Source organism: Streptomyces sp. S3(2020), assembly GCF_013044505.1.
Classification (GTDB): domain Bacteria; phylum Actinomycetota; class Actinomycetes; order Streptomycetales; family Streptomycetaceae; genus Streptomyces.
Genome location: NZ_JABERD010000137.1, coordinates 1 through 25,641 on the forward strand (window position 1 = coordinate 1; position 25,641 = coordinate 25,641).

Here is a 25,641-nt window from a genome sequence, read left to right on the forward strand (position 1 = left end):
GACGGAAATCGGGACGTAAGTTGACGTCCAGCGAAGCCCTTGCGGCTTGCTTGAGCCGGATGCGTTGAAAGGCGCACGTCCGGTTCTGAGGGGGCCGGGGCCCAGAGATGGGCTCCGGCTACCCGACGCGCTGTCGAGGCCGGTGATCATCTCCTCCTGGGAGGTGGGGAGTTCGTTATGCGAGTCGTGCATTGAGTGGTTTTCCTTGGGCGTTGGGGGTGGTCTCAGTGTGGGTGGCCGACGGGCGCCGTCGGTAGCTCGGCCTTGACGGTGCGGACCACCTCGCCGGCGGTGTCGCTGGCCACGCTGTAGCCGTCCTTGCGTACGGCCTCCTCCAGCAGGTCGCGGGAGAGACGTCCGTGTTCGCGGAAGAGGTCACGGGCGTATTTGTTGAGGACGTCCCGCGTCGCGCGGGGTTTGGAACTCGGGCGCTTCGACTCCGCCCGCGAGGCGGTGCGTGGGTCGTTGCCCGGCGCTTCCTCGCCCGGTTTTGGTTCCGGGCCGACGGTGGTGCGGACGGGCTGTTGCGGGCGGTTTTCGGGCAGGGGGCGGGCTGCCCGGTCGGCGGCGTTATCGCCCGCGACCTTGTAGGGCGCGCTGCCCGAGATTTCTGCCCGTTCTCTTGCCGTGGCCCGAGGGCGGGCAGTCGCGGAGCCGCCCCTCGTGAGTGCGGCGGTGTCGGGCCAGCGCGCGGGCAATGGTCTAGAGGCCAGGACATTGACCTGTTGGCGGGTGGCGAGCTTGCGCAGCAGCAGCTCGTCCTGGCGTTCGTCGCGGTCGACGTCAGCCTGCTCCAGGGCCTGGTGCAGGCGGCGGGTGAGGCGTCGGCCTCGCCACTTGGTGCGCTTCTCGGGTGCCATGCTCTCTGCCCGGAGGATCAGCGTGACGGCCCGGTCGAGGGCGCGGTCGCGGATGATCCGGGCGGCATCCGCGTCCCGGTCGGCAATACCCAGACGTGCCAGCAGCCGTTCGCGTGCCTGTCGGGTGAGGAGGGCGGTCAGGCTGCGGGAGTCGGCGTGCGGGCTGCGGTGGCGTAGTTCGATGCCCATGGCCAGGTGCCAGAGCACTGCCGCCAGGACCGGGCCGACGAAGGCCCGCACAGTTCCGCCGACCAGCCCGGACTCGGCGTAGGCGGGCACGATCTGCACGCAGGTGATCACCCAGGTGAGAGTGCCGGGCACCCCGGGCGCCTGTTTGGGGCCGTTGAGGTTCGCCCGCGCCATCAGCGCGGTGGCGAACAGCGCCAGTTCGGCGGCGGCGAACATCGCGGCGCGCTCGACGGCGCTGCCCATGTCGAGGTAGTCGGCGGCGAATCGCCAGCTGGTGTCCGCGCTGTAGGCGGTGCAGCCGATCGCGGCGACGGCGGCGACCGGGATCGCGGCGGCGCTACGGCGCTGTCCAGCGCTTGGCTTCCGTCGGTACTTCCACAGGGACCATACGGCGGACAGTACGACGACGAGCAGAGCCGCGATGGCAGCAGACGCAGGGAACCAGTGCGGCAAGGCGGGCATGCCGACGCCGATGGCGCTGATGAGAGTGGTGGTGCCAGGGGTCATGCAGAGGCTCTCCAAGGGGCCCGCGCGTTCGAGGGCAGGCGGAAGCCCGCGCGGGTGAGGTGGTGGGACGGGGAGGGACCGCGGGCCGTTCAGGCAGTGGGCGCGGTGCGGCGTCGGTCGGGGCCGGTGAGGATGACGCGTTCGGTCATCTCGGCGAGGCGGGAGGAGACGCGGTCGCCGAGCGCGGTGCGCAGCTCGGCGGTGGGGAGGTTGGTGGTGATGAGGGTGGGGAGCATGTGCTCGTACCGGTGGTTGATGAGCCGGTAGGTGAGCTCCTCGGTCCACTCGCTGGTCTTGGCCGCGCCGAGGTCGTCCAGGAGCAGCAGCGGGCAGCGGGCCAACGTTTGCAGTTCCCGTTCGCCGTCGTGGCCGGCGCGGGGGCGGAGCCGTGCGTGGAGGTCGGCGGAGGTGGTGGCTTCCCAGCGCAGGCGGACGCCGCGGGTGAGGAGGGCGCGTACGGCGCCGTATGCCTGGTGGGTCTTGCCGGTGCCGGTGGGGCCGGCGATCAGCAGCGACGGGCCCTCCGCGATACCGGGTCCGGTCGGGCCGGGGCGTCCGGCTCTGGCGATCTGGTCGGCCCAGGCGGTGATCTGGGGGTGGTCGGCCAGGGCGCGGCGGTAGCGGGCGGGGATGCGGGCGTCGGCGAGTTCCAGGGCGGTGACGGTCTCGGGCGCTGGCTCGTGGGCGGCAGCCGTGGTGGGGTCGATGCCGCGGTTGGCGAGGATCGTGTTGAGCCGGTCGGCGATCGCCCCGACGGGCTGGGGTGCGCGGGTGAGGGTGGCGGTCAGAGCTCATCTCCGTAGGCGGCGACGACGTCGGTGGGGTTCGTCCACGCCCGGTGGGCGGCGGGCGTGGCGGGGGATGCGGCGTTCATGACCTCGTGGACGACGCTGGGCAGGACGCCCGGGGACAGGCCCTTGGTCCGGTGGCGTTCGAGGGCGGCCCGGAGGTGAGCGGGGGCGATGCCCTCGTCGAGCAGCTTGCGCACCTGATTGCCGAGATGGCCCAGGAAGGCATCTGGCGGGCGGTGGTTGCACGCGGCGATGTACTCGCCGAGGAGCTGCTTGGCCGAGACGGTGTCGGGCGCGTGGGCGCTTGCGCCCCCCGAAGGGATATCTCCTAGATCCATGGTCCTAGGTCCTAGATCCGGACCGTGAGACGTCACTGCTGCCTCACCCAGTGCTCTCTGATCCCTGACGGAGTGCTCAGTGAAGCGCTCCTGACCTGTGACTTCGCTCTCAAGGCCCGGATTCAGTGCGGACTCCCGGACCTCGCCGGAGCCCTCAGTGAGGACTGCGTGAGGCGGCGGCGCGTACTCCGTGACACCGGTGCTCACGGCAGGAGCGGCAGTGACCGAAGCCTCGTGGACCGGGCAGCCCGGGAGCCGGCTCTTGCTCGGCCGGTTGATCTTCTGATGCTGATGCCAGGTCACGACGTGCAGGTACCGCTTGTGATCCGGCGCCTTGTACCGGCAGATCAGTCCGGCGTCGGCGAGCTGGGCGAGGTCCGTCTCGACGTCGGACGGGGTGTGCTCCGGGCGTAGGACCCACAGCTGCCCGGCGATGATCGCGGCGTGGTCGCGGTGGCGGCCCTGGTCGTCGGCCTGGGTGAGCAGGCCGAGGAAAGTGCGCTCGGCGGTCAGGGAGACAACGGCCAGGGACTCGGAGACGAAGGCTTCGGGCTTGATGGTGCGGATTCGTGCCAAGTGCGGGGCGGTCCTCACTCGGTGGCCTGTGCGCGGACATCACGGCTTACCGTCGGTCGGGGTGGGATTCGAGGGGGTGTTGGCGCGGACGCGCGCCGGGAAGCGATTGCGTTTCCGGGGGTGTCGTCAACATAGCCACACCCCGGTCGCGCAAGTCCAGCCCTATCCGGCGCAATCTCTCACGGCAGAAAGGCTGCGAGAAATGGGGCTCGGTTGCAGGCGGGAGGGAAGCCGTAAGGCACGATCCGCTGTTGACCAAATAGTTGCCCGGACCGCAGAGCCAGAAGCATCACGTCGGCAAGCCGTTGACGAGCCGCAGACGGGGAAGCTACAACACAACACGGCACGTCAGAGCCATGATCGGTGCGCTGTTCCGTGCCTCTTCCCGACTCCCTGGAACCGAGTCTCGGTGAACGACGCGAGCGCAACATAGACCACGATCGCCGGTTACCGAAACCGGCGAATGCACCTTTCAATTGGAGCCATGCCCCCACGCCCACTGGAAGTCGGACCCGCAGGAATGCAGGCGGCCCGCACCATCGAAATCCTCCGAACCGAACGCGGCCTGTCACAACGCCAGTTGGCCGGCCGCGTGACCGCCCTCGGCCACCCGATGTCCAACACCATGCTGTCCCGCATCGAACGCGCCCAACGCCGATGCGATGCCGACGACCTCGTCGCGATCGCCGAAGCCCTCCTGGTCTCGCCTCTCGTGCTGCTGCAGGGGCCGACCGCCACGTGACGAGGGCCGCTCAGCACCGCTGACCGAGCACGTCCCCGCCCAGTAAGGACCCGCCCTTCTTGCACCACTCCGAGATACCCCCTGCCCTCGTACGACGCCTTCCCGGCACCGAGGGGGGATCCCCCTTGCCCCGCCTCTACCGCCCCGAAGAAATCGCCGAAGCCCTCGGCTGCTCCGCCTGGTGGGTCAAGGACCGGGCCCGACGTGGACTCATCCCGCACACCCGCGTCGGCCGCGCCTACCGCTTCACCGCCGCGCACCTCGCCGAGATCGTCCGCCTCCACGAAGAGCGCCCGAAGCGATCCGTCAGCAGCACGCCGGTGAGCCGTGCAACGACAAGTCCTCCGGCTGCACGAACTCGTGCCGCCCGGCCTCCTGAGCCGACTACGGCCCCGACGCCAGGGCGTCTGCGGGCTCGACCGCCGCGCCGTACCCAGTACGAGACCGTCGCGTAGCGCGCCCGCGCCCAGTCACAAGCCGAGAGCAGGGGAGGACGACGGAAGTTGGGTTTCGCGGAGAAGCGCGGAAAATACTGGCGCGGCCGGTACAAGACCGCGCCCGGCAAGCACCTCACGGTGGTCGACGAGAACGGCAAGGCGATCCGGTTCGCCACCAAGGGCGAGGCCCAGCGCGCCGCGAGCGAGGCCGAGAACAGGTACCGGCGCGGCGACTGGCGCGACCCGGCACTCGGCCAGGAGACCTTCGGCGAGTACGCGAACCGCTGGTACGAGGCCCAGGACCTGGCCGCCTCGACCATGCAGAACTACAAGCGCCACATCGAGGAGCACCTGCTCCCCGACTTCGAGGACAAGGCGCTCGCCGGCATCCTGCGCACGGACGTCGACCTGTGGGAGAAGAAGGAGAAGGCCGTCTACGCGGCTTCCAGCGTCAAGACCTGGCGCTCGACGCTCCACCTGATCTTCGAGGACGCGATCGACGAGGGCCTGATTACCTCCAACCCGGCCGCCAGGCGACGCGGACGCGGCAAGCGCGCTGGCCGCTCCCGTGACCGCGGCCCGGAGAAGGTGGTCACCGACCCGCTCGGCATCCTGCTGACCGCCGAACGGGCCGCCCTGCTCTCCGGCCGCGACGACGAGTTCGTCGCCGTCGTCCTCAAGGGCTACACCGGCATGCGCTGGGGCGAAATCGTCGGCCTGGAGACGGAGTTCGCCCGCCCCGGGGCCGTCCGCGTCGAATGGCAGCTGTACGAACTCGACACCGGCGAGCTGGTGCGCTGCCCACCCAAGGACGACAGCTACCGCACCATCGACGTGACGGACTGGCTGTCGGCCCTGGTCTCCAACCACGTCGCCCGCACGAAGCCGAAACCCTGCCCGTGCCACGGCAAGACCTACGTCTTCCGGGGCCAGGGCACGGCCCGCACCGGCGGCCACCACGGCGCGAAACTGGTCGACGTCGCCCGCCGAGCCGAAGTCTCCACCGGCACGGTGTCCAACGTCCTCAACCACCCCGACCGCGTCACCGAAGCCAAGCGGGTCAGGGTGGAACAGGCCATCGCAGACCTGGGATTCGTGCGCGGCGGAGCGGTACCGCAGCACGCAGCCCACTGGCGCCGAAACGGCTTCGCCACCTGGCTGTTCACCCCGGCGGTCTCCGGCTGGTACCCGAAGAAGGCGCCGCAGGAAGCCCGCCCCGTACCGCTCCTCGGCGAGCCGTGGCCCGGCGTCCCAGCCCGAGGGCGTGGCGCCAGCGACCGGGCCGACGCCTGCTGGCTCCCGATCGCCAAGGGCCTCACACCCCACGGCCTCCGCCACACCCACCGCACCGTGATGGAGGACCTCGGCACCGAGAAGGTCCTCATGGACGGCCGCATGGGCCACATCGACGGCTCGGTCTCGGCGCGCTACGCCCATGTCACCCCTGGCATGCGCGAGCGCCTCATGCTCGGACTGACCCAGCAGTGGGAGACGGCACTCGACGCTCGCCTCGCGATGAGCTCCATGTCACCGGTTCGCGTACTCAGTGAACTCCTGCGCGCACGCAGGGAGGCCCGCAGCCTGGCGACGCCTGGATGAAGGGTGCGACACCTGTACCCCGCGATCACCGTGCGGGGCACAGGTGCTTCCTCCGTGCCGCAGCCATTTCGACCGCCGAGGATCAGACGGCGAAGGCTTGACCGCAAACGAGGCAGTGATACGGGCCTGCCCCCTCTTCAGGGACCTTTATCGGCTCGTACGAGTGGCAGGGGGACGTCACGATGACCATGTCATCAGGCTCGGTGAGTGGAGCCGGTACGTCCGGTGCGTCGATGCCGCCTTTGAAGTCGAACTTCACGTGCTTGTTGCTGGCACCCTTGAACGCGTCCCGCAGCCCCTGCTCGATCTCTCGCGTGGCTGCAGGAAGAGCCATACCTCGGGCGTATTCGAGTTGCTCCTGTGTCCACCAGGAGCCCATTCCCGCGGGCTGCCCACACAGGGGGCAATGGTAGGCCGTAGGGGCGGACTGTTCCTCGGCCTCCTCGTTCGCTGGACCGTGATGCCACTTGAACTGTCGTACGCAGTGCGGGCATTCCCGTCGGAGGAACCCGTCGTGATCCAGAGGAAAGGTCAACTGGACGTCCATGTCACGCTCCGCTCACGAACTCGTCGATCTCGATTGGTGTCCCATCGACGGTCTTGGCAGTGATGGTGATGGTGAAGTACGAGTTCGAGCGCGACGCGAGAGAGTCCGACGACATGCGCCCCACGCGCACGGACTTGCCTTCGGGCAGCTTCGGGACAGGGAATTCATCGGCGTTTCGCGTGATGAGCCCAACCTTGGCATCAGCGTCGACGTCTAGCTCGTAGACATCGCCGGGACCGTGGTTGGTGATCTCGACAGCGTCGATCTTGTTGCGCCCATTGTCGATGTACCGGGCCTTCAGCCGGGGCGTGCCCGCCGCCTGAGAAGACGGCAGTTTCCGGCCCAGCGGAAGCCCGCCGCCCGGAGGAACGGGTGGAGTCAGGTCGCCGGCCTCGTGCCAGTCCGTCCCTGTCAGCCGGACAGCACATCCTGCGGTTTCCAGGCGGGTCGCGAGGTCCTGCCGCTTCTTGACGCTGTTGTCGAGGCGGACGACATGCCGGCCGTGGATGTCGCTGAAGACCTTCACCTGTCCGAGTTCCACGATCACAGTGCGGTCCGCGTCGCGGCCCATGGCCATGCCTGCTTCGAAGAGCACATTCGGGCGGGGCTGCATCTGCGGGTCGCACTCTGGATCGCCTGGGTGAGTCAGGCTCTCGTGCAGGTAGGTGACGTCGTCCGGGGTCTGCAGGACGACGACGGCCTGGGCGCTACCGAATGCCGCATCGAGGATCTCACCGATGTACGGGGACCCCTTGCCCGTCATGCGGCCTGCTTCCGACCACTCGATCGGGTCGAGCCCGATGGCCCGCAGGAACTCGAACAGTCCCCGGCGTGCCCGGTCGTTGCGTCCGTGGATCACGAACACTCTTCGGTGATCTACCCCACGCCCGTCTTCTGTTGTGGTTGGCATGCCTTGCTCCCTGCTGATGTACGAGAGACCTGTGCCACTCGACGTTAGCGGCAGGGTCTGACAACGGACTCAGCTGACGAGCTCTCCACGGCCACGGTGCTCAAGGTCCTCTTACCCATCCGCCGCTGGCGCCCGGCTGACGATGTCGGACAGAGACCCGCGGTAGGTGGTGCCAAGCTTGCTCACCACGCCCAGGGTGGGGCCGGGCCCGTTCTTCATGCGGCTCACGTAGTTTTCGGGCAGCAGCACTCGGTCTCCGACCTCAAGTGGTGTGCTCCCGCGCCAGCGGTAGGCGTATCCGCCGACGTCCACGACCTGGTGGCCGCCGATCTCGTACACGCGCTTCGCGTCATCCAGCTGCTCCTCAAGCTCTTTGACGCGCTGCTCCAAACGCTCGATCCGGGATCTGGAGTAGCTTGCGCTGCTCTCGCTGCCGGACTTGTAGCCTTCGCTCCACCCGTGTCGGTGAGCCTCTGCCACGGCTTTGTCCTGCTCCGTTGCATGCGTGCCGCACGCCACGTCCGAGCCCGATATCCGGACCTTGCATGGGTTCCCGGAGCGGGTCGGGCGTCCGCAGGTGCGGTTGTGCTGATCTGTCATGTGAGATCCCCCTGGGAGAAGCTGACCGTGATCCTCTCTCAGGTTTGCTGCCGAGGGGACGGCAGAAATCAGACATACCTCGGATCTGTTGATTGGGGCGTGGCAGTGCCGTCGACCTGGCTCAATGGACGCATGGAGACCGGGGAACGCTGGGCGTATCGGGCCACGCCGAAGGAACTGGGTGGCGCGGTGCGCCAGGTCGAGATTGTCCGGGTCCGCGGTTCTGGAAGATCAGGGAACATTCATGTGCGGTTCCTGGATGGTGAAGAAGCTGGCCTGCAGGAGTGGGTGAGCCCCAGCTGCCTGATGGCCTCGTGGAATGACGTTGACTCCTTCAGAGCGGATGACACGGCGGAGCTGGCGCTGGCCGAGGCGTCGAGGGAGGTCCGGGGCAGCACGGATTTCGAGGCCGCCCGCATGATCCTCGGCTTCGTCCGTCCGAGGAACAGGCTCCGCCTGCGCCGAACAGTGGCCGACGCCGGGGTCCTGGAGCTGAGCCGCCTCGACGAGACGGCACCGCTCATCGGCATGGACGCAGCCGAACTCCGCAGCGACGCCATGGTCTACGAGAACCGCCACGGCATGTGCCTGGCCAGTTGGCCAGTCACCGAGCGCGTCGCCCGCCAGGTAGCCGGCCGCCTCGCCGAGGAGATCCTTCCGGAGGTGGACCGCAAGCAGCAGGGTATCGAGCAGGAGCGCGCCCAGTCCTCCTGGTACTCCTACAGCCGACGGGACGACCGGAAGCTGGACGCGGAGGCAGCTGTCCTGCGAACCGTCCGGACCTGGTGCGGCGAAGACAAGGCTGACCGCTACGACGAGTTGGTAGCCCTGCGCGCTGAGGTCATCCGGCTCGGAGAACTCGTCGACAAGGCGGTCAAGGCCCTACGCGACCGAGGTCACGGCGTCATCGCCTCCACCATTGAGCGCGACCTTGGCGTCCATATCGCCACCCTTGATCCTGATGTGCATCGATGACGCCGCGCCACGAGTCCGGCTCCGGCTTGGGAGGCGTTGGCTGAGGCGGAGGCTCCTTCTCCGGCCGGTCCGGCCGCCAGCCGTCGAGGAACGGTCGCAGTTGCTTCTTCGTCGGCTCCGCGTGGAAGTCACGGGCGGCCAGGCCCTGGCCGTTCGTGGTGGGGTCGAGCTGATCGGCCTCTGTGTTCCCCCAAGCCGACCACTCGCGCAGCCTCTCAACTTCGAGGGCATCCTCCGATGCGGCGGCGACGTCATCCAGCGCAGCACAGAAGGCCCGGATCTCACCGGCGGCACGCCACTGCTCCAGGGCCGTGCCGAAGTGCTCGGCCCGTACCGCGTGAACCGCCTTGACCGAGGCCGCACTTACCGCGGCCTCCCACTCCCGCCGCTCGCGCTCCTCCCGCTCCGCCGCCAGTCGTCGGCGCTCGGTCTCCTGGCGCTCCCGCTCCTCTCGCAGACGCCGTTGCTCGGCCTCTCTTTCCAGACGGGCCCGCTCCTGCTCCTCCGCGCGTGCTTTCAACGCCCGGAAGATTGAGGCGATCTGCTCCTCCAACGGCTTCTTGGCCGTGTCGGCCCATTCCTTCTTCCAGCCGTAGTTGTAGCTGTAGCCCGAGTTCTCGCTGACCAGCAGTTCCAGTTCGCCGGACGGCTCGAACTTGTGGGCCGGCGTGACCCGCTGCCAGTCGTACGTGCGTCGGCCCGGCTGCTTGGGGACGTACCGGACCTGCTTCTGCCGCTCACGGAAGCCGACCTCGTACGTCCTGCCGTGGACAGTGAGCAGCGGCCTCGGCTGCCTGCGCTTCTTGGACACCGCGATCTCGCCGTACCGCGCGAGGGCCTGTTCGGCGAGCAGCCGGAGCAGCGCGAGCACCCTCGGCAGGACCTCGTCAGAGATCTCGAAGGCGCTGTGGTCCTTGGTGACCGCGGCGAGCACGTCCTCGACATCGGTGATCACACGGCTGCGCGCCAGACGGATCCGGTTCCACTCGGTGTCGTCCTCGCCAGACACCCTCAGCAGACCGAGGAAGAAGTCCCCCTTCGCCCGCCCGCTGTACTTCAGGTGGTACCCATCCGGAGCGCACTGCCGGGCTGCGTCGAACGCCCTGCGATACCGGGCCCGTTCCTCCGCGCTGGGGTCAGGGATCCGAAGAAATCGTCCGGCCTCCTGCACCTGCGCGATGAGCGTCGGCCCGACAGCTGCTGGTGACGGGCGCGGAGGTTTCACAGCCCGTTTCGGGGCGGGCTTTGTCTCGGTCGGAGGATCGGCATCCTGCGACGGACCAGCGGCAACGGGCGCCCCGGCTTTAGACGCCGCCGCGCGAGGCTTGCGTGGAGCCAACTCCGGACGGTCGGGATGATGCCCGTGCTCCAGGTAGAAGCGCCCCGCGTCAGTGATCTCCGCCTGCCACCTCCCCTTCTTCCGGGGCATGGTCACCAAGCCCCGGTCCCTGAGCGCGCGAGCCGTGACGGCGAGCTCGGGGCTGTTGGACGTGACGGGGTCGGTTCCGCCCCCGATGCGGGTGAGAAGTGCGAGCTGCCGGTCATTTAACGGAGACCAAGGGTGCATGGCGATCGTCGTACCGTCTGCGGCTCCTCGGCACAAGCCGTGGAGTCGCTCATTCAGGGCACGTGGCACACAGCGCGCTCGAAGGTAGACGCCCGTCGCGCGGAGCCACCGGGGAAGGGCTTTCCGAAGCTGGCTTCCAAAACAATCCATCCCTGTATCCGCCGTCGCCGGTGCGCAGCAGGGCCTGCGACAAGGAATCCCGGTGGCTCATCAAGCAGGCGCTGAGTGAGGTTCGGGGCTGTGGTTGTGGGCTAGCACAGAAGGTGCCGCCCATAGCGCACCAGGGGCTCCGCGAGCGGGCGGTGGCAGACTTCGCAGACCGGTTCCCCGCTCGCTGGGCGAGGCACCGGCCGAACTGGCGGAAGCGGGGTGGGCTCCCATGGGCGACTGCGGGGCTGTCGGGCTGCTCTCTCCCGCCGTCGTCGCTCCCTCTGTTCGTGCTGGTTCCGGGCCTCACCTGCCTCTTGGTATACACGGGCGGCCTGTTGGGGCAGACGCTCGTGCATCGTGGGCGGGAAGCTCACGCCGGTGGCGTCCAAACCGAGTTCTTCGAGCAGGAAGCGTTCACGGACGATCTCATCGCCGGGGCAGGGTGGATGGTGCGGTGCGTAGAGGTGCAGGTCCTTTGACCACCACTGGGAGCCGCGCGCGTGGGGTTGGCCGAGCCGGGCTTCGGCCTCGCCTTCGCGATGGTAGAGCGTCCAGGCCGGAGTGCCCTCGGCGAAAAGCACGTGCGGGATGCGGGTGTCTGGGCGCATGAACCATACGTCCCGCACGCCGGCGGCGGCGTAGTCTCGGTGCCGGGCCTGCCACAGCTCGTCGGTGATCAGCTCTCGCTGTGCCTCCAGAGCCAGTTGGGCGCCGTCGTCGAGGATGACGTAGACGTCGGCGCGGCGGTCGCGGTCCTCGGTCCACTGCTCCATCCGGACCCTCGTGACGTTGTGCCGCGTGTGCGCCCAGCGGGCGAGCCGGTGTTTGGCGTTGATGTGCCAGACAGTTTCGCGGCTGTGCCCGCCGGGCGGTGCGGTTCCAGCCGGGTGCGCGAAGTGTGGCCGCACCAGGCCGCCGATCCGGCCGCGGGCGAGTAGCGCCACCTTCGTACCCACCGGGGCGTCAATGCCACGCCAGCAGTAGAAGCACACCACGGTCTCCCGAGCCCCGTAGCCGAGCGCTCGCCACTGTTCCAAGGGGCGGTCGCCGATGTGGACTTCGGTCTGCGTCTCCAGGTCGAACCCCACAACGAGTAGATCGTCCAACACCGGAGCCTCCTCTCAACTCATCTGAACTGGATGCGTAGAGCATTGCAACGGGCACTGACAGTGCCCTCCCTTCAAGTCCACATAGCAGAACCACACTTGGGTAAAAGCTCGATCGCGACCGGCGGTAACGACCGCAGTAGATACCGGATTTACTGCGTCAGCACTGATCGTCCCCCCCCCCGCCACCCATCCGGCGACCTTGCCTGTTCAATCACACGCCAAGAAGACGGGGTGGACGCAATTGAGATCGATGAACTCACGGAGCTGGCCTAGGTGCCCGCCCTCGCGCTCCGTCACGAATCTGCGCTACCGGATACTGTGGTCGTAAGTCTCAGGCGGACCCACGCGCGTCGTGGACGGCCGTGGCCTTTGGAACGAGCCTGGGCGGTAGTGGGCGCGGCGGGTTGGCGTAAGCCGCGTAGGCGCGCTCTTGTTCTCGACGCCAGATTCTCAACAGCGCTTCGTCGGACCGGGGTACAGCGAGGCCCGTGTCTTGCAGGATTCCCCGGAAGTACGGCACCGGGCCCCCTCCGGGGGCTACGACCAGGGCGGACAGCAGCGGAGCATCATCGTGCGTTCCGTCCTCGATAGCTGACAGAAGCCTGCGGCGCTCCTCCTCGGGTGTGTTCTTGACGCCGGCCAGCAACGGCCAGTTGGTGGTGCTACCTGCCTGCGCGACGTCGATCAACCGCTGCCGCAGGTCCCGGCGAAAGGTGGGGGCCAAGGCTGCCTGGGCGGGGTGCGCCGGAGCTTCACGCTGTTGCTGGGACGGCTCGGGACTTGCGAGCGAACAACGCCTCTGGTTGCTCTCGCCCGGCGTCTTCTCGCGGGGTTGGGTGGCCATCTTCGCATCCTCGATGGCCGCCTCAAGCCCGGCGATGGTCTCTCTCAGCAGCCGCAGGCCGCGATCGTTGAGTTTGGTGTTCCGTGTGCCGTGGAGCCACCGACGGGCCGATCGGATTTCCGACCTCAGGCGGGTCCCGCCCTTTCCCTCCCCGCTGCCCGCCAGTTCCTGCCCTTGAGCGATCAGGTGTTGCAGCTGACTCCGGTCGATTGGTGCCTGGTGACGGACCTCTGTGGGGCGTGCCCGTCGGTTTCGCGCGGGCGGGCGCCGACGAGCAGAGACAGGGAGATCGACGATGCGGATCTCGGGGACGGCTGCGTTCAGCGGTAGCGCCGGTGGCACAGCGCGCGCGGGGAGCCCGTACTTGGCGAACGCGCGGTCTACTTCCCGTTGGACCCACCGCTTCAGGTGCGTTGCCGACGACGGCCGCCCCAGGCCGAGGGCTTCGAGGATGCTGTCCAGGTACGGCAACGGTTCGCCGGTGTCCGATCGTATGAGGGCGGACAGCACGGGCTCGTCCATGGGAAAGGGGCTGTCCACCTCTGAGAGCAGGTCTCGAAGATCTGCGACGACGTATTGGGAGAAGTCTGTGCCGACCGTCTGACCTAGACCCTTCCAGGTCGCTCGGGTGGCCCAGCGGGCGTCCAGCTCCAGGGCTTCACGGACGGCGACAACGAGCTCGCCCCGGCTGAGCTGTCGGCTCCCGGGGCCTGCTGTGGTCTCTGGCGACGACTTGCCAGCAACGCTTTCGCTACCTCGGGCGACTACGGCTCGTCTGTAGTCGCCCCGGATCTCCTCGACCGCTGTTGTCGTCAGCCCTTCATCGGTCAGAGTGGCCTCAGCAAACGGTGTCCAGGTGGTCACACCGCTGCGCCGCTGGACGCCCAGGTAGGGGCAGCGCCGGGCTCCTCTTGTCTCGAACCGGATACGGAAGACATAGCCGTCTCCGTCGAAGAACTCATGGGGGACAGGTCCGTCGAGCCCGAAGATCCAGTCGACCTCCGCTGTCTTTCCCGCGTCATTTGCCCAGGAGCCGCTGTTTCCGGGTTTGAGCCGAAAACGCAGCCGTCGTTGTAGGTCCGGGAGATCGACGTCGATCGCTTCACCCAGTGACGCGGCGCGTCTCGGCCACTGCACGGTGCCTTTGAGTTCCTGGTTCCGGATCCACTCGTCCAGGGCCCCCTTCATGAACAGGTGGTCCGCGCTGTCCTCACCGTTGGCCGTGCGTGTGCAGGTGTGATGCGGGTGATGCGCGAAGTGGCACACCTTGGAGTGGTACAGGCGGTCAGTCAGCGCTTCGCCGCAGCCGCCGAGCAGCGTGCCGCACCAGTACGTGTACCGGGGATGCTGCTGCCGCCAGCGAGTCAGCTCTGCTGCGTCCATGGGCAGGATCACCGCAAGATCGGAGTCCTTGTGGCCTACGACAGCTGTCTGTATGCGGCGGCGGTCCTCGGACAGTAACGGCATTGTGTGGGCTCTCCGGCGACGACAAGCGGGCGAGATACAGCCCGTACAAGCGATGGTGCCCAAGAGGACCTACCGTCGACACCTGTTCTGAGGCGGACAGGCCGCTGGCGGACTCCCAGAATCCCCCTCGCTGGGAGCCACCCGGGAGCCGGGTACCGAGGTCGGCTCCCAAATGGCTCCCAGAACAGGCCCGCAAAGCAAATCAGGCCCGGTTCTGATCTCTCAGAACCGGGCCTGACCTGCTGTTTTGGCTGTCGGGGTGGCGGGATTTGAACCCACGACCTCTTCGTCCCGAAGCAACTTGGGTGGGGTGCGGTTGGGGGACGGCTGAGGCTCTCGCCTGGGCGGATGGTCCGCTGGTGTTCGCACTCGTCCGCTGGTGTTCGTCGGCGTTGTCACGTAGTTAGACACTCAAGCTGCTGCCTCAGGCAAAACGTCTGGGTCGTGCTACTGGGCGGAGCCTGCGTAGCATCGGCGTACCCTACGTGTACTCGCCCACCAGGCACCTCGAGACACCTGTCGCCACTTCGGGAACTACCGGAGATTATCCCGGTAGATGTCAACAAGCCCTCGGCGTGCTTCGCGCCAGGAGATGGTGGTCTCACCGGTAAGGCGGCGTGAATCTCGCTCGGTCAGACCATGGCCATTGCGGCGAACCTGGGCGGGAGCAGCTTCCCGGAAGCGCGGTTGTCCTTGCGTACCCATCGGCATCAACTCGAACGTCACACTTCACGGCCCTGTCCTGCACCCCCGCAAGCCCGAAAATGGATCTAAAATCAGACCTTCTTAAAGCTCTGACTAATAAACCCTGCGTATGCCGTCATATTGGCAATCGCCCCCTTTCCCTTGTCGATGTAATCTCCGCTGCAGGCTGTCCCGGAATAAAAGCGAACTTTAGCGCTGAATGTAACTACGGCCGACTGAATCTCGTAATTTTTATAGCAGACTCCTGCGACAACCCCGGCAGTGCGTTCGCTACCGGCATAGTCCACGCTCGGGTAGAAGCAAAGGTTACTTGAGCAGGCCGGCGCGACTGCAGCATGCGCTGGTGCCGCCATGCTCACCATCGCGAAAAGACCACTTGCTGCGGCGAGCAGAACACCATGTCTCTTTCGCATAACTTCCCCTCCGTTTGTGCGCCATTATCGACCTCAATTGCACATCGGAAATCGCAACCTGGCAACGCCGAGCATGGGTGAAAATTGGCCGTATGTGACACTTTAAATTTCGGACAAAAGATGATCTAGAGGCCCGCTTAAGACGCGTGAGTTTACGCAGCAATAATCATAAATGGTCCGAATTGTGATTTCAGGTGTTCGGGTCGGTTTCAAAGTCCTGATACTTGTGAATCTATGCAGGCCACAGTCACATGGCGGTGTCTCGGTGGTCCCACCCGGACGTATCGAAGTCGTCTCGGTCTCTAGCGGACTCGCCCTGTGGCCGGGAACATTCGGATGGTGCTCGTCCGGAGGGCGTCGTTGGAGCTCAGTGCTGAGTCTTGAGCCCTAAACGAATTTGGACGGAGGGGCTGTGTGTGCAGGAGTCCGGTGACGTAGCAAGGTATGTATCCGGGTTTCGGAGAGGAGAAGTCGAGCCGTCGGGAGGTGCATGTTTTCTCTACATGCCGTCGCTTTGCATCGCATCTCCGTGCATCTCACTGAGGGGTTTGAGTGAAGTTTTGCTCAGTGAACCGGGGCGGCTATACCGGCAATTTTCCTGGTGCGCCTAAATGTGGCTCGCGAGGTCGGTGGAGCGGCTTTGGGGTGGCGCTGCTTTGGCGCGAGTGATCATGGCCCCGTAAGCTTCCGGCGCGTCGGGCAGTCTGTGGACCTGCCCGGTAAAGCACGACGTTGGGGCCATGATCTTCGAGGCTCGCGCCAAAGTGGCTCCGTAAAGCCGCGTAGCCGACCGCCCCAGCCACGAGGTACCCCTTCTCTGGCATCAGGTGGCTGCATGCTTTGAGCGCGGCACGGGCGCCGGCCGGGCTGGAGCGGGGCGGAGACAGGAGCGCAGGCCCGGCCGGGGTCCGGGCCTGCGCGCGGGGAGCGGAGCGAGCCGCCTTGAACTAGTAAAGAAAGTTGTAACTCAGTCGGGCGTGTGGGGCTTGAAGTCGTTTGTGCAGGCTGGGAGTTCGACGCCTTGGCGGTGGGCGAGCGGTAGGAAGAGCACTGGTCGGATCGTCCACGTGATCCGGGTCTGGGCATGCGTGATCGTGACCGAGCAAGGCTCAGAGCGCAGGAGGGCTTGCCGGGTTGCGATGCGCCCCTGAGAGAGCCAGGCCCACGCCACGTCGGAAGCGTCTGAGTCCAGGGCAGGGGAGATCGTGCGGAGCGTGACCGCAACCCACCTGTCTGCCTGGGAAGCCGAGTACGCATCGAGGGATGCCCGGAGCGTCGGCCGTTCCTCCTCAGTGAGGTCCTGAGTCCAGCACTCGCACCAGTAGCCGCGTCGGGGTCCGTCCATCAGCACGGGAGAGCCCCCTTCCCTGTGTCGGTGAACAGTTCCGCGGTGACCGTGTGGCCGCCGTCGCTGTCGTGGACCACGACCCGGTGAGCGATGACGCTGACCATGCCCCGACCGTGCTCCGCCTCCTGGTCCTGGTACACCACCTTCGGAGTCGTGTCCGCGCCGCCGTCATCCGTCACCGATACCGCGACCACCTGCGCCGAGACCGCGACAGCCAGGTGAAAGCTGCCCTGTTCCCAGCCGCTGGTCGTGTGCATGAGGGCGTTCGTGCTCAGTTCGCTCACGATCAGTTCGGCGTCCTCTGCCAATGGCGATCCCCGCAGGATGTCGCGGGTCCAGCGGCGGGCCCGGCTCACCTCTTCCGGAAAACCTGGGCAAGTGAGCCCCCAGACCCGGGCCCTACTCGTATACTCGTGCATACAAGTTCCTTTATGCTGGTAGGCCGCCATGTGCAGCGGGTTCGGGCTAGATGAGTTTCACGCCGTCGTGGGCGCGGATGGCCGGCGGGGACGTCCCGTCGGGAGAGTCGAGTGCGTCCAAGACGCGGATGGCGTACGCCTCGTCGGAGAGTTCCGAGACTTCTTCGCGGGTGGCCCAGCGCAGTGCGCGGGTTTCGTCGCCGGTTGTGGGCGTGCCGTCGGCGGCCTGGCAGCGGAAGACCAGAGAGACGATCAGGCCCGTCATGTTCTTGTAGACGCCGGTCAGGGTCGCGGGAAGTGCGATCTTGATGCCGGTCTCTTCGAGGACTTCGCGTTGCAGGGCCTCGGGGATGGTCTCCTCGCGTTCGAGGACGCCGCCCGGGGGTTCCCACTTGTCGTTGTCGCGCCGCTGGATCAGAAGGGCCCGGCCCTGGGCGTCGACGACCACTCCGGCGACGCTCACGGAGTGCGGACGGTCCATGCTCACGTTCCTCGGCCCTCTCGGCTGGCTAGGCTCTCCACCGTAGCAACAAGACTCGCCCACTCGTCTAGATACCTAAAGGAGTACACGTGAGCCCTCTTTCTTCGGGCCTTCTCGGTGATCTCGACCCCACGAGTGATCGTGCGGTCTTCCGACAGATCGCTGACCAGCTGCGTGAGGCCATCGACCGTGGGCGATTCCGGGAAGGCGAGAAGCTGCCCTCGGAAGCAGAGCTTGTCGATCATTACGGGGTATCCCGTATGACGGTCCGAAACTCCTTCTCCATCCTTCAGGGGGAAGGGCTCGTACACGCCGAGCACGGCAAGGGCGTGTTCGTGCGGCCCCGGCCGCCCGTGCGGCGTCTCGCCTCCGATCGGTTCGCGCGGCGGCACCGCGAGCAGGGCAAGTCGGCCTTCATCGTCGAAGCCGACGCGGTCGGCAGTCACCCCCAGGTCGACAGCCTTGAGGTGAAGGAAGAGAAGGCCAGCCAGGACATCTCCACCCGGCTCGGCTCCGTACGGCGGGTGCTCGCCCGGCGGCGGCGGTATCTCCTCGACGGGCGTCCGGTCGAGTTCGCCACCTCCTACCTGCCCCTCGACATCGCCCGTGGGACTCAGATCGCCGAGCCGAATCCCGGCCCCGGCGGCATCTACGCCCGCCTCGAAGAGCTCGGCCACCGCCTCGACCACTTTGAGGAGGAGATCCGCGCCCGGATGCCCTCGCCGGCCGAAGTGAAGACGCTCCGCCTGGCCTCCGGCGTGCCCGTCATCCACCTCGTCCGGACCGCCTTCGACACCGAGGGGCGAGCCGTGGAGGTCTGCGACACCGTGATGGCGGCTGACGCATACGTGCTGTCGTACCAGCTTCCGGCGACCTGATCGTCATGTTTTGCGGTGGTGCGTGGGGACGGTTCTCGGACTTGTACACCTCAACAGGCGTACTCGTATAGACGAGTGGGCAAGTTGAGTGGCAGAGTGGTCCATGCGAGCCCGGGAGATCGGATTCGCAGGACGCATCATGTGTAGACGAGTAGATAGGACAACTTCCTTGCGCACCATCCGTGTTGAGACCGCCGCCGCAACGATCCTGCTGACCGAGGCCCCTGAGCCGAAGGTCCGCGACCTCAGACCGGCGAGCGGGCCACCGACGCCGTCAGCGGTGAGCCGCTGATGACCGTCGGCGTCGTCTACATCGAGGAGGGTGAGTCCTCACTGATCAAGGTCACCATCCCGGAGGGCGGCATTTCGGACGGGCTGGCCCTCGGCTCGCCCGTCTCGCTGCCGGGTCTCATCGCCCGGCCGTGGGAGAGCGTCTTCAACGGCCAGCAGCGCCACGGCATCGCCTACCGCGCCGCTGCCATCACCCCGGCCGCCTTCCCGGCTGCCGCTACCGGGGCCGCCGCCTGATGACCGACATAGCGACGCTCCTGGAGGTAGGTGGTCCTGTCGCCGCACTCGGCGGCGGGGCCGCCTACGCCCGGGCCAAGCACCCGGCCGTCTACTGGTCCACCGTCGGCCTGCCGGTCTCCACCGCCCGACTGCTCGGCTCGTACGCCTCCGTCATGGAGGCATGTGGCCTGACCGTCGCCCCGTCCCGGCTGCGGGTCCTGGCGGTCAAGGCCACCACGAACCGAGAGATACGACCCGTCCCACCCCGCCGGGGCATCATCCGACCCACCACAACCGGCCTGCGAATACGGCTCCGGCTTGCCCCGGGCCAGGAACCCGCTGACGTCGCCGCCTCCGCCGAACGGCTGCGGCACGCCTGGGGCGTTCACGCCGTCTACGTCACCACCGTCAAGCCCGGTGTCGTCGAACTGCGGCTCGTCGGCTACGACGTCCTGCGACGCGTACGGATGCCCCGCAAGGTCGACAGCGGGTACCTGCGTATCCCGGTCGCCCTGCGCGAGGACGCCACCGCCTTCGTACGCGACTACCGCACCATGCCGCACCAACTCACCCTCGGCGCAACCCTGTCCGGCAAGTCCATGTACCTGCGCCACCTGATCACCGGACTGGCCCCGCAACCGGTCGCCCTGGTCGGTATCGACTGCAAGCGGGGCGTGGAGCTGGCGCCCTTCGCGTCCCGGCTCTCGGCCCTCGCCACCGATCCTGAGCAGGCTGCCGAGCTGCTTCCCGTGCTCGTCAAGGAAATGGAGGACCGCTACGACCTGATCAAGGCCCGGCAGGGCATCGCTCCGGACATCCCCGACGAGGAGATCACCTCCGACATCTGGGGCCTGCCCGAGTACGAACGCCCCACCCCCATCGTGCTGTTCGTCGACGAGGTCGCCGAACTCTTCCTCATCGCCACCCGCAAGGACGAGGAACGGCGCGACGAGATGGTCACCCAACTCATCCGCCTCGCCCAGCTCGGCCGCGCCGCCGGCATCTACCTGGAGGTCTGCGGGCAGCGCTTCGGCGCCGAACTCGGGAAGGGCGCGACCATGCTTCGCGCCCAGCTGACGGGCCGTGTCTGCCACCGCGTCAACGACGAAGCCTCCGCCAAGATGGCCCTCGGCGACATCGCCCCGGAAGCGGTCGTGGCCGCCTGCGCCATCGCGCCCGAGCGCCCCGGCCTGGCCGTCGCCGGTGACACCTCCGGCGGCTGGTCCCGCATCCGTACGCCGTACCTCTCCCTCGGCGACGCCGCCGAGACCTGCCGCGACTCCGCGCACCTGGTCCCTGACCTGCCCGCACTCAAGCCCTTCCGGCCCTACGTGCCCGTACGACCGGTCGAATCCCCGGCGCCGCAGGTCCAGCCGCGTCCGATCGCCGACTGACTTCCTCCTCCCCAGCTCCGCTCGGCGTGACCGCATCACGCCACGTCCCTACCCCTCCCATGCCTGAACCCGGAAGGAGCCGCTCATGCGTGCCCAACTGGCCCGCGTCGACGCGGTGCTCGTCCAGGCGCTGATCGCCGCCGCGCTGTCCTTCGCCCACATCCACGACATCGCCTCGGCGGCCGGACAGGACGGATGGAAAGCGTGGGCCTACCCCGTCTCCGTCGACCTGCTGCTCGTCGCCGCCTGGCGTCGACTCCGGTCCGGTGAGGCGAAAGCGTCCGGGTGGTGCTGGTTCGTCATCGCACTCGCCGCCTCCCTCGGCGCGAACGTCGCCACCGCCGGTCTCCTCGACCTGGACCAGGTGCCGGCCTGGCTGCGCATCCTCGTCGCGGGCTGGCCTGCGGTCGCCTTCCTCGGCGGAACGCTCCTCGCCCACTCCACCCCGACCACGAAACCAGCCAACGACACCGAGCTCATCGAGGACCAGGAGGACGCGCCCGAACCCACCCCCGAGCCACCCGCCCAACCAGCCATCGAAGCGCCGCCCGAGCGCCCGGCTGTACCCGTCCCGGCCGCCCTGGTCGACCACGCCCGCAAGGTCGCCACCGAACACCACACCCGCACCGGCATCCCGATCGACACCCCAACCCTCCGCGCCCGCCTCGGCGTCCCCGAGCCCATGGCCGAAGCCATCGCCGCCCAGCTCTGAAAGGAGAGGCCACGTGCCCGCCAATCGCCGCTTCCGCAACGTCACCCGCATCGGCCCCGTCCAGGTCGCCACCTCGTACGACCAACGCGGCCGCGAGAAGCACACCGCCGCCTGCACCGCCCCGCGCTGCGGCTTCTCCGCCGACTACGACAGCCGCGCCGCAGCCGAATTGGCCGCCAACACCCACCGCTGCCCCGTCCGCTGAAAGGACCTGCACACCGTGACCCTCAGCCTGCCGCTCGTCGTAGTCCTCGGCTTCTTCGCCTGGGGAGCGGTCAAGTTCCTCGGCGTCCGCACCTGGGTCGTCGTACTGATCGCCCTCTTCGGCTTCTGGCTCTCACAGACCTTCTTCGCCCCCGCCATCGAGTCCGGCACGCGCACCGGCGTGGACGTCATAAACGGCTCACATGCCTAGACGAGTAGATGAGGAGAGTCCAGTCGTGTTCCTGCCCAAGTACCCCGACAACCCGACCCCGCCGTCCGCACACACCCACGCACCCGCCGACCCGGCACCCGTTCAGCGCTCGCTCCCGTCGGTCTCCGTCGACCACAAGACGATCGCTGCCCTGGTCGTCGGCGGAGTCGTCCTCACCGCGCTCCTGGCCGCCGTCGCTGTCACGGCCATCTCGGTAGCTGTGGCCGCCGTGGTCCTGCGCTCCCTGCTCCGCGACCAGCACCGGCGCTGAGCCCCCACCTGACCTCCGGGGCGGCAGCACTCGCCCAAACCTCACGCCGCCCCGGGGCCTGTTCCTCCCGACCGAGCCAGCCAGCTAGAAGGAGAAACGCCATCTTCACCCGCACCACTCCGGCCCCACTCCCAGCACTCGCCGCCCTGGCCTCACAGGGCACGCTTCCGGGCACCCTCCGCCAGCTGTCCACCCTCGGCGGCTGCACCCACCCGATCCGCCTCGACGGCCACCGCACCGAGTACGACGTCGACACCACAACGGGCGAGATCGGCGCCGTTCTCCACCACCTCGACTCGACCAGCCTCCCGGCCGGCCAACTCCTCGTCCGCTGCAACAACCGCCGTACGACCCGCTGCCCGGCCTGCGCGGAGGTCTACCGCCGTGACACCTTCCAACTGATCACCGCTGGACTGCGTGGCGGCAAGGGCACCCCGGAACAAGTCGGCGCCCACCCGCGCGTGTTCGCCACCTTCACTGCCCCCGGCTTCGGCCCGGTCCACAACCGCCGCACCGACGCCCGCCCTTGCCGCTGCGGCGTCCACCACGACCAGGACGACGAGACACTCGGCACCCCACTCAACCCGGACACCTACGACTACGAAGCCGCCGTCCTCTGGAACGCCCACGCCGGACAGCTCTGGCGGCGCTTCTCGACGTACCTGCGCCGGGAGGTCGCCAAGCGCGCGGGCATCTCCCAGCGCAGGCTCCGCGACCACGCCCGCGTCTCCTTCGCCAAGGTCGCCGAATACCAGAAACGCGGCGCCGTCCACTTCCACGCGGTCATACGCCTCGACGGCCCCGGTGGGGGAGACACTCCACCCCCGGCCTGGGCCACCGCCGAGCTGCTCACCGACGCCATCGACGCTGCCGTGTCCAAGGTCCGCGTGGACGGCCCGGTCATCGACAGTCGCTCCCACACCTTCACCTTCGGCCGCCAACTCGACGTCCGTACCATCCGATCCGCCGACTTCAACGACGGCCAGGAGCTGACCGAGCGAGCCGTAGCCGCGTACATCGCCAAGTACGCGACCAAGGGTGCCGAGACAGCAACGGGAGCTCTCGACCGCCCGCTCAAGTTCGCCGCCGAACTGGCCCAGCTCGACATCAGCGACCACGCCCGCCGCCTGGTCCGAACCGCCTGGACCCTCGGTGCTCGCAAGGATCTGGAACACCTCCGTCTCCGCGCCTGGGCTCACATGCTCGGCTTCCGCGGCCACTTCTCGACCAAGTCCCGCCGCTACTCCACGACCCTCGGCGCCCTCCGCGACGCCCGTGCTGAATGGCGCCGCGCACAAGCCGCAACCGCCAACACCTCCACCACCGACACCACGTACGTCCTCGCGCACTGGGTCTTCGCAGGCACGGGCCTCTCGCCCACCGAAGCCTGGCTCGCCGCGAGCCTCCACGCTGACGCAGCTGCCTCAGAGCCCCACTCCAACCGCCCCGACCAGGAAGGAACCGTTGCATGACCAAGGCCGCGCCCGAACTGCTCACCGTTCCCGAGGTCATGACGCGGCTCAAGCTCGGCCGCACCAAGGTGTACGACCTGATCCGCACCCGGCGCCTGGTCTCCATCAAGGTCGACGGCTGCCGACGCATCCCCGACGCTGCCGTACGCGCGTTCATCCGGGGCCAGATGGGAGAAGCGGCCTGATGACCAAGCGTCGTAGCCGTGGTGATGGCGGCCTGCACTGGGACGAGAAGAGACAGCGTTGGATCGCCACGGCGAACCTCGGCTTCGACCCCAGCGGCAAGCGAATCGTGAAGCGGGGGAGTGGCAAGACCAAGACGGAGGCGAAGAACAAGCTCAAGGAGGTACTGCGGGACCACGAAGACGGCCTCGCCATCGCACCTACCAACTACACAGTCAAAGACGCGGTGACGGACTGGCTCACTTACGGCCTGGCCGGCCTCGACCCCAGCACCGTCGAGACCACAACCCTCATGAGCCAGAAGCACGTCATCCCCTCGCTCGGCGCTCGCAAGCTCCGTGACCTGAGTGCGGAGGACGTAGACCGCTGGCTGGCCACCAAGGCAAAGACGCTGAGCACGCGAACGCTCCAAGGCCTCCACTCCTGCCTGAACCGATCCGTGAAGCGGGCCATGGCGCGAGACAAGGTGAAGCGCAACGTCGTCGAACTCTGCTCAGTACCCCAGGGGCAGGCTGGCCGCCCGTCCAAGGCGCTCACCTTCGCCCAGGCGGAGGCCGTCCTCAAAGGGGCCGAAGGAACTTCGATGTACTCGTACATCGTCGTCGCGCTGCTGACCGGGGCCCGCACCGAAGAACTGCGCGCCCTCACCTGGGATCACGTGTTCCTGAAAGGCCGCCCCGAGTTCGACCCTCCCCAGCCCCCGCACATCGCCGTATGGCGCTCGGTTCGCCGCACCGGCGACACCAAGACCCGGAAGTCCCGGCGCACCCTCGCCCTGCCGGCGCGCTGCGTCAAAGCTCTCTGGCAGCAATTCGAAGACCAGGGCTGGGATCGGCTGGCCGCCGGTGACGACTGGGAGGAACACGGCCTCGTCTTCTCCTCGGCCGTCGGCAAGCCGCTCGACGCCGCCAACGTCCGCCGCGCCTTCCGCCAGGCGCTCAAGGATGTCGACGGGGTCGACGCCGCCGAGTGGACGCCCCGGGAGCTCCGGCACAGCTTCGTGTCTCTGCTTTCCGACCGCGGTGTGCCGCTGGAGGAGATCTCCCGGCTCGTCGGGCATTCCGGTACGGCGGTCACCGAGGAGGTCTACCGGAAGCAGATCCGGCCCGTGATCCAGACCGGTGCCGTGGTCATGGACGGCATCTTCGAGCGCGGCCCAAAGCGATAGTCACGCAGATAGACACACACGCAGAAACAGGTGAGGCACCTACGGAAATCCGTAGGTGCCTCACCTGCTGTTTTGGCTGTCGGGGTGGCGGGATTTGAACCCACGACCTCTTCGTCCCGAACGAAGCGCGCTGCCAAGCTGCGCTACACCCCGATGTCGCTGCTTGTCCTGCTTGTCGCGGCGACGACGTTTACTTTAGCCCACTGGTGGCTGGAGACGAAATCCGGTTTTCGCGCGGTGGTGGGTGCGGTGGCGGAGGGGGTTCGGGCGGACGTGGTCGAGGGCTACGAGGAGGACGGCGAGGGCGTAGAAGGAGAGGCCGAGGAGGAGGGCGTTGCCGAGGATGCTCTTGTAGCCGTGGAGGTCGACGTCCAGGAAGGGATAGAGGTAGCGGGCCGGCGTGCCGGGCAGGAGCAGCTCGCCTCGGGTGAAGGAGAAGGCGAGGTAGGCCAAGGGGTAGAGGAGCCACGTCGCCGCCCGGCGGAGGTGGAGACGGCCGGGTGAGGTCAGGAACAGCCAGTCCACGATCGCCGCGATCGGGAGCGCCGTGTGGAGGACGTGGCTCGCCAGGGACTGCCAGCCGGTCGGGGCCGTCGTTCCGCCCGTCATCGAGAACGGGGTCGCCCCGTCGGCCAGCAGCAGGTGGTACACCGAGCCCGCGATCAGGACGTAGAGCAGCGTCGAACCGGTCAGCGCCGCCGGCAGCGGGCGGCGGGCGCTCCACGCGCGCTTCGCCGACAGCACGGAGACCAGCGCCAGCAGGATCGCGCTCTGGATCGAGAAGTAGCTCAGCACTCGGGCCGGGCTGCCGAGGAGCAGGTCGATCGACACGGCCGCCGCGGCCGTGAGGGCGACCAGCAGACGGTACGTGGCGGCCAGGGGTCGGCGTACGGGGGCCACCACCGCCGTGGCGGGGACGGCGGAGGGCAGCAGCGCGGGCATGCCCGGGACCGCGGGAAGGTCCGGGATGTCCCTGGGTATCGGGGCGGTCATGCCCTCACGCTAAGCATCCCCGGCAAAAGGGGCGATACGGGCGGGCCGTGCGGGTTACCCCGCCTCGGGCC

Annotated in this window: 27 protein-coding genes, 1 tRNA gene and 1 pseudogene; 14 read left to right on the forward strand and 15 right to left on the reverse strand. The window is 67.7% G+C overall.

What is annotated here, in order from left to right; translation table 11 throughout:
- Nucleotides 1-224 precede the first annotated feature (224 nt).
- The 3 genes from HLK59_RS33155 to HLK59_RS33165 form a co-directional block, all read right to left on the reverse strand.
- Nucleotides 225-1,556, reverse strand: coding sequence for a hypothetical protein (locus tag HLK59_RS33155; RefSeq protein WP_171145285.1), 1,332 nt, complete (start codon nucleotides 1,554-1,556; stop codon nucleotides 225-227).
- An 89-nt stretch (nucleotides 1,557-1,645) separates the two neighbouring features.
- A complete protein-coding gene (locus HLK59_RS33160) occupies nucleotides 1,646-2,344 on the reverse strand; it encodes an ATP-binding protein (protein ID WP_171145306.1) in 699 nt (232 codons plus the stop codon).
- A complete protein-coding gene (locus HLK59_RS33165) occupies nucleotides 2,341-3,261 on the reverse strand; it encodes a hypothetical protein (RefSeq protein ID WP_171145286.1) in 921 nt (306 codons plus the stop codon). The genes HLK59_RS33160 and HLK59_RS33165 overlap by 4 nt, the downstream gene beginning before the upstream one ends.
- Nucleotides 3,262-3,745: 484 nt before the next feature.
- Here HLK59_RS33165 and HLK59_RS33170 point away from each other — a divergent pair, with 484 nt between their 5' ends.
- The 3 genes from HLK59_RS33170 to HLK59_RS33180 all read left to right on the forward strand — a co-directional run bounded on the left by HLK59_RS33170 (nucleotide 3,746) and on the right by HLK59_RS33180 (nucleotide 6,039).
- A complete protein-coding gene (locus HLK59_RS33170) occupies nucleotides 3,746-4,003 on the forward strand; it encodes a helix-turn-helix transcriptional regulator (protein WP_171145287.1) in 258 nt (85 codons plus the stop codon).
- 74 nt (nucleotides 4,004-4,077) lie between these two features.
- The gene (locus tag HLK59_RS33175) at nucleotides 4,078-4,458 is read left to right on the forward strand and encodes a helix-turn-helix domain-containing protein (RefSeq protein WP_346779862.1); all 381 of its coding nucleotides are present in this window, start codon (nucleotides 4,078-4,080) and stop codon (nucleotides 4,456-4,458) included.
- 48 nt (nucleotides 4,459-4,506) lie between these two features.
- Entirely contained in the window at nucleotides 4,507-6,039 is a 1,533-nt protein-coding gene (locus tag HLK59_RS33180; RefSeq protein ID WP_171145289.1) for a LacI family DNA-binding transcriptional regulator, read from the forward strand.
- Nucleotides 6,040-6,121: 82 nt separating this feature from the next.
- Here the strand turns inward: HLK59_RS33180 and HLK59_RS51395 are convergent, their stop codons facing one another.
- From HLK59_RS51395 to HLK59_RS33195, 3 genes are all read right to left on the reverse strand, one after another.
- Nucleotides 6,122-6,373: a hypothetical protein gene (locus tag HLK59_RS51395; protein WP_240982779.1), complete on the reverse strand. Its 252-nt coding sequence runs from the start codon at nucleotides 6,371-6,373 to the stop codon at nucleotides 6,122-6,124.
- A gap of 214 nt (nucleotides 6,374-6,587) precedes the next feature.
- Nucleotides 6,588-7,445, reverse strand: coding sequence for a nucleotide-binding protein (locus tag HLK59_RS33190; RefSeq protein WP_346779860.1), 858 nt, complete (start codon nucleotides 7,443-7,445; stop codon nucleotides 6,588-6,590).
- A gap of 162 nt (nucleotides 7,446-7,607) precedes the next feature.
- Entirely contained in the window at nucleotides 7,608-8,096 is a 489-nt protein-coding gene (locus HLK59_RS33195; protein WP_240982780.1) for a hypothetical protein, read from the reverse strand.
- 132 nt (nucleotides 8,097-8,228) lie between these two features.
- Here HLK59_RS33195 and HLK59_RS33200 point away from each other — a divergent pair, with 132 nt between their 5' ends.
- The gene (locus HLK59_RS33200; protein ID WP_171145292.1) at nucleotides 8,229-9,071 is read left to right on the forward strand and encodes a PE-PGRS family protein; all 843 of its coding nucleotides are present in this window, start codon (nucleotides 8,229-8,231) and stop codon (nucleotides 9,069-9,071) included.
- Here the strand turns inward: HLK59_RS33200 and HLK59_RS33205 are convergent.
- From HLK59_RS33205 to HLK59_RS33230, 7 genes are all read right to left on the reverse strand, one after another.
- Nucleotides 9,001-10,080 (reverse strand): hypothetical protein, encoded by a 1,080-nt coding sequence (locus HLK59_RS33205; RefSeq protein ID WP_346779861.1) that lies wholly within the window; start codon nucleotides 10,078-10,080, stop codon nucleotides 9,001-9,003. The genes HLK59_RS33200 and HLK59_RS33205 overlap by 71 nt on opposite strands.
- An 809-nt stretch (nucleotides 10,081-10,889) precedes the next feature.
- Nucleotides 10,890-11,897, reverse strand: coding sequence for a competence protein CoiA family protein (locus HLK59_RS33210; protein WP_171145294.1), 1,008 nt, complete (start codon nucleotides 11,895-11,897; stop codon nucleotides 10,890-10,892).
- 331 nt (nucleotides 11,898-12,228) lie between these two features.
- Nucleotides 12,229-14,136 carry a competence protein CoiA family protein gene (locus tag HLK59_RS33215; protein ID WP_171145295.1) on the reverse strand — a complete coding sequence of 636 codons (1,908 nt, stop codon included), beginning with the start codon at nucleotides 14,134-14,136 and terminating at the stop codon, nucleotides 12,229-12,231.
- An 848-nt stretch (nucleotides 14,137-14,984) separates the two neighbouring features.
- Nucleotides 14,985-15,326, reverse strand: coding sequence for a hypothetical protein (locus HLK59_RS33220; RefSeq protein ID WP_171145296.1), 342 nt, complete (start codon nucleotides 15,324-15,326; stop codon nucleotides 14,985-14,987).
- A 967-nt stretch (nucleotides 15,327-16,293) separates the two neighbouring features.
- Nucleotides 16,294-16,671 (reverse strand): hypothetical protein, encoded by a 378-nt coding sequence (locus HLK59_RS51400; protein ID WP_240982783.1) that lies wholly within the window; start codon nucleotides 16,669-16,671, stop codon nucleotides 16,294-16,296.
- Nucleotides 16,671-17,093 (reverse strand): ATP-binding protein, encoded by a 423-nt coding sequence (locus HLK59_RS33225; RefSeq protein WP_171145308.1) that lies wholly within the window; start codon nucleotides 17,091-17,093, stop codon nucleotides 16,671-16,673. The genes HLK59_RS51400 and HLK59_RS33225 overlap by 1 nt, the downstream gene beginning before the upstream one ends.
- A gap of 46 nt (nucleotides 17,094-17,139) precedes the next feature.
- Nucleotides 17,140-17,556: an NUDIX hydrolase gene (locus tag HLK59_RS33230; RefSeq protein WP_171145309.1), complete on the reverse strand. Its 417-nt coding sequence runs from the start codon at nucleotides 17,554-17,556 to the stop codon at nucleotides 17,140-17,142.
- A 107-nt stretch (nucleotides 17,557-17,663) separates the two neighbouring features.
- On the opposite strand from HLK59_RS33230, the gene HLK59_RS33235 reads away from it, so the two are divergent.
- The 10 genes and pseudogenes from HLK59_RS33235 (at nucleotide 17,664) to HLK59_RS33280 (ending at nucleotide 24,577) form a co-directional block, all read left to right on the forward strand.
- A complete protein-coding gene (locus HLK59_RS33235; RefSeq protein WP_171145297.1) occupies nucleotides 17,664-18,452 on the forward strand; it encodes a GntR family transcriptional regulator in 789 nt (262 codons plus the stop codon).
- 169 nt (nucleotides 18,453-18,621) lie between these two features.
- Nucleotides 18,622-18,980: pseudogene (locus tag HLK59_RS33240) on the forward strand (hypothetical protein).
- The gene (locus tag HLK59_RS33245) at nucleotides 18,980-20,356 is read left to right on the forward strand and encodes an FtsK/SpoIIIE domain-containing protein (protein WP_171145298.1); all 1,377 of its coding nucleotides are present in this window, start codon (nucleotides 18,980-18,982) and stop codon (nucleotides 20,354-20,356) included. Before HLK59_RS33240 ends, HLK59_RS33245 begins: the two are co-directional and overlap by 1 nt.
- 85 nt (nucleotides 20,357-20,441) lie before the next feature.
- Nucleotides 20,442-21,068 carry a DUF2637 domain-containing protein gene (locus HLK59_RS33250; protein WP_171145299.1) on the forward strand — a complete coding sequence of 209 codons (627 nt, stop codon included), beginning with the start codon at nucleotides 20,442-20,444 and terminating at the stop codon, nucleotides 21,066-21,068.
- Between the two features lie 13 nt (nucleotides 21,069-21,081).
- Entirely contained in the window at nucleotides 21,082-21,273 is a 192-nt protein-coding gene (locus HLK59_RS33255; protein WP_171145300.1) for a mobile element transfer protein, read from the forward strand.
- A gap of 15 nt (nucleotides 21,274-21,288) precedes the next feature.
- The gene (locus HLK59_RS33260; RefSeq protein ID WP_171145301.1) at nucleotides 21,289-21,483 is read left to right on the forward strand and encodes a hypothetical protein; all 195 of its coding nucleotides are present in this window, start codon (nucleotides 21,289-21,291) and stop codon (nucleotides 21,481-21,483) included.
- A gap of 25 nt (nucleotides 21,484-21,508) precedes the next feature.
- Nucleotides 21,509-21,754: a SpdD protein gene (locus tag HLK59_RS33265; RefSeq protein ID WP_171145302.1), complete on the forward strand. Its 246-nt coding sequence runs from the start codon at nucleotides 21,509-21,511 to the stop codon at nucleotides 21,752-21,754.
- Nucleotides 21,755-21,900: 146 nt separating this feature from the next.
- The gene (locus HLK59_RS33270) at nucleotides 21,901-23,226 is read left to right on the forward strand and encodes a replication initiator (protein WP_240982784.1); all 1,326 of its coding nucleotides are present in this window, start codon (nucleotides 21,901-21,903) and stop codon (nucleotides 23,224-23,226) included.
- The gene (locus tag HLK59_RS33275) at nucleotides 23,223-23,411 is read left to right on the forward strand and encodes a helix-turn-helix domain-containing protein (protein ID WP_171145303.1); all 189 of its coding nucleotides are present in this window, start codon (nucleotides 23,223-23,225) and stop codon (nucleotides 23,409-23,411) included. Before HLK59_RS33270 ends, HLK59_RS33275 begins: the two co-directional genes overlap by 4 nt.
- On the forward strand, nucleotides 23,411-24,577 hold the full coding sequence (locus HLK59_RS33280; protein ID WP_171145304.1) for a site-specific integrase: 1,167 nt from the start codon (nucleotides 23,411-23,413) through the stop codon (nucleotides 24,575-24,577). The genes HLK59_RS33275 and HLK59_RS33280 overlap by 1 nt, the downstream gene beginning before the upstream one ends.
- Nucleotides 24,578-24,656: 79 nt before the next feature.
- Here the strand turns inward: HLK59_RS33280 and HLK59_RS33285 are convergent.
- Both HLK59_RS33285 and HLK59_RS33290 read right to left on the reverse strand, forming a co-directional pair.
- A tRNA-Pro gene (locus tag HLK59_RS33285) sits at nucleotides 24,657-24,730 on the reverse strand.
- A 42-nt stretch (nucleotides 24,731-24,772) separates the two neighbouring features.
- The gene (locus tag HLK59_RS33290) at nucleotides 24,773-25,570 is read right to left on the reverse strand and encodes a Pr6Pr family membrane protein (protein WP_171145305.1); all 798 of its coding nucleotides are present in this window, start codon (nucleotides 25,568-25,570) and stop codon (nucleotides 24,773-24,775) included.
- Nucleotides 25,571-25,641: the final 71 nt, after the last annotated feature.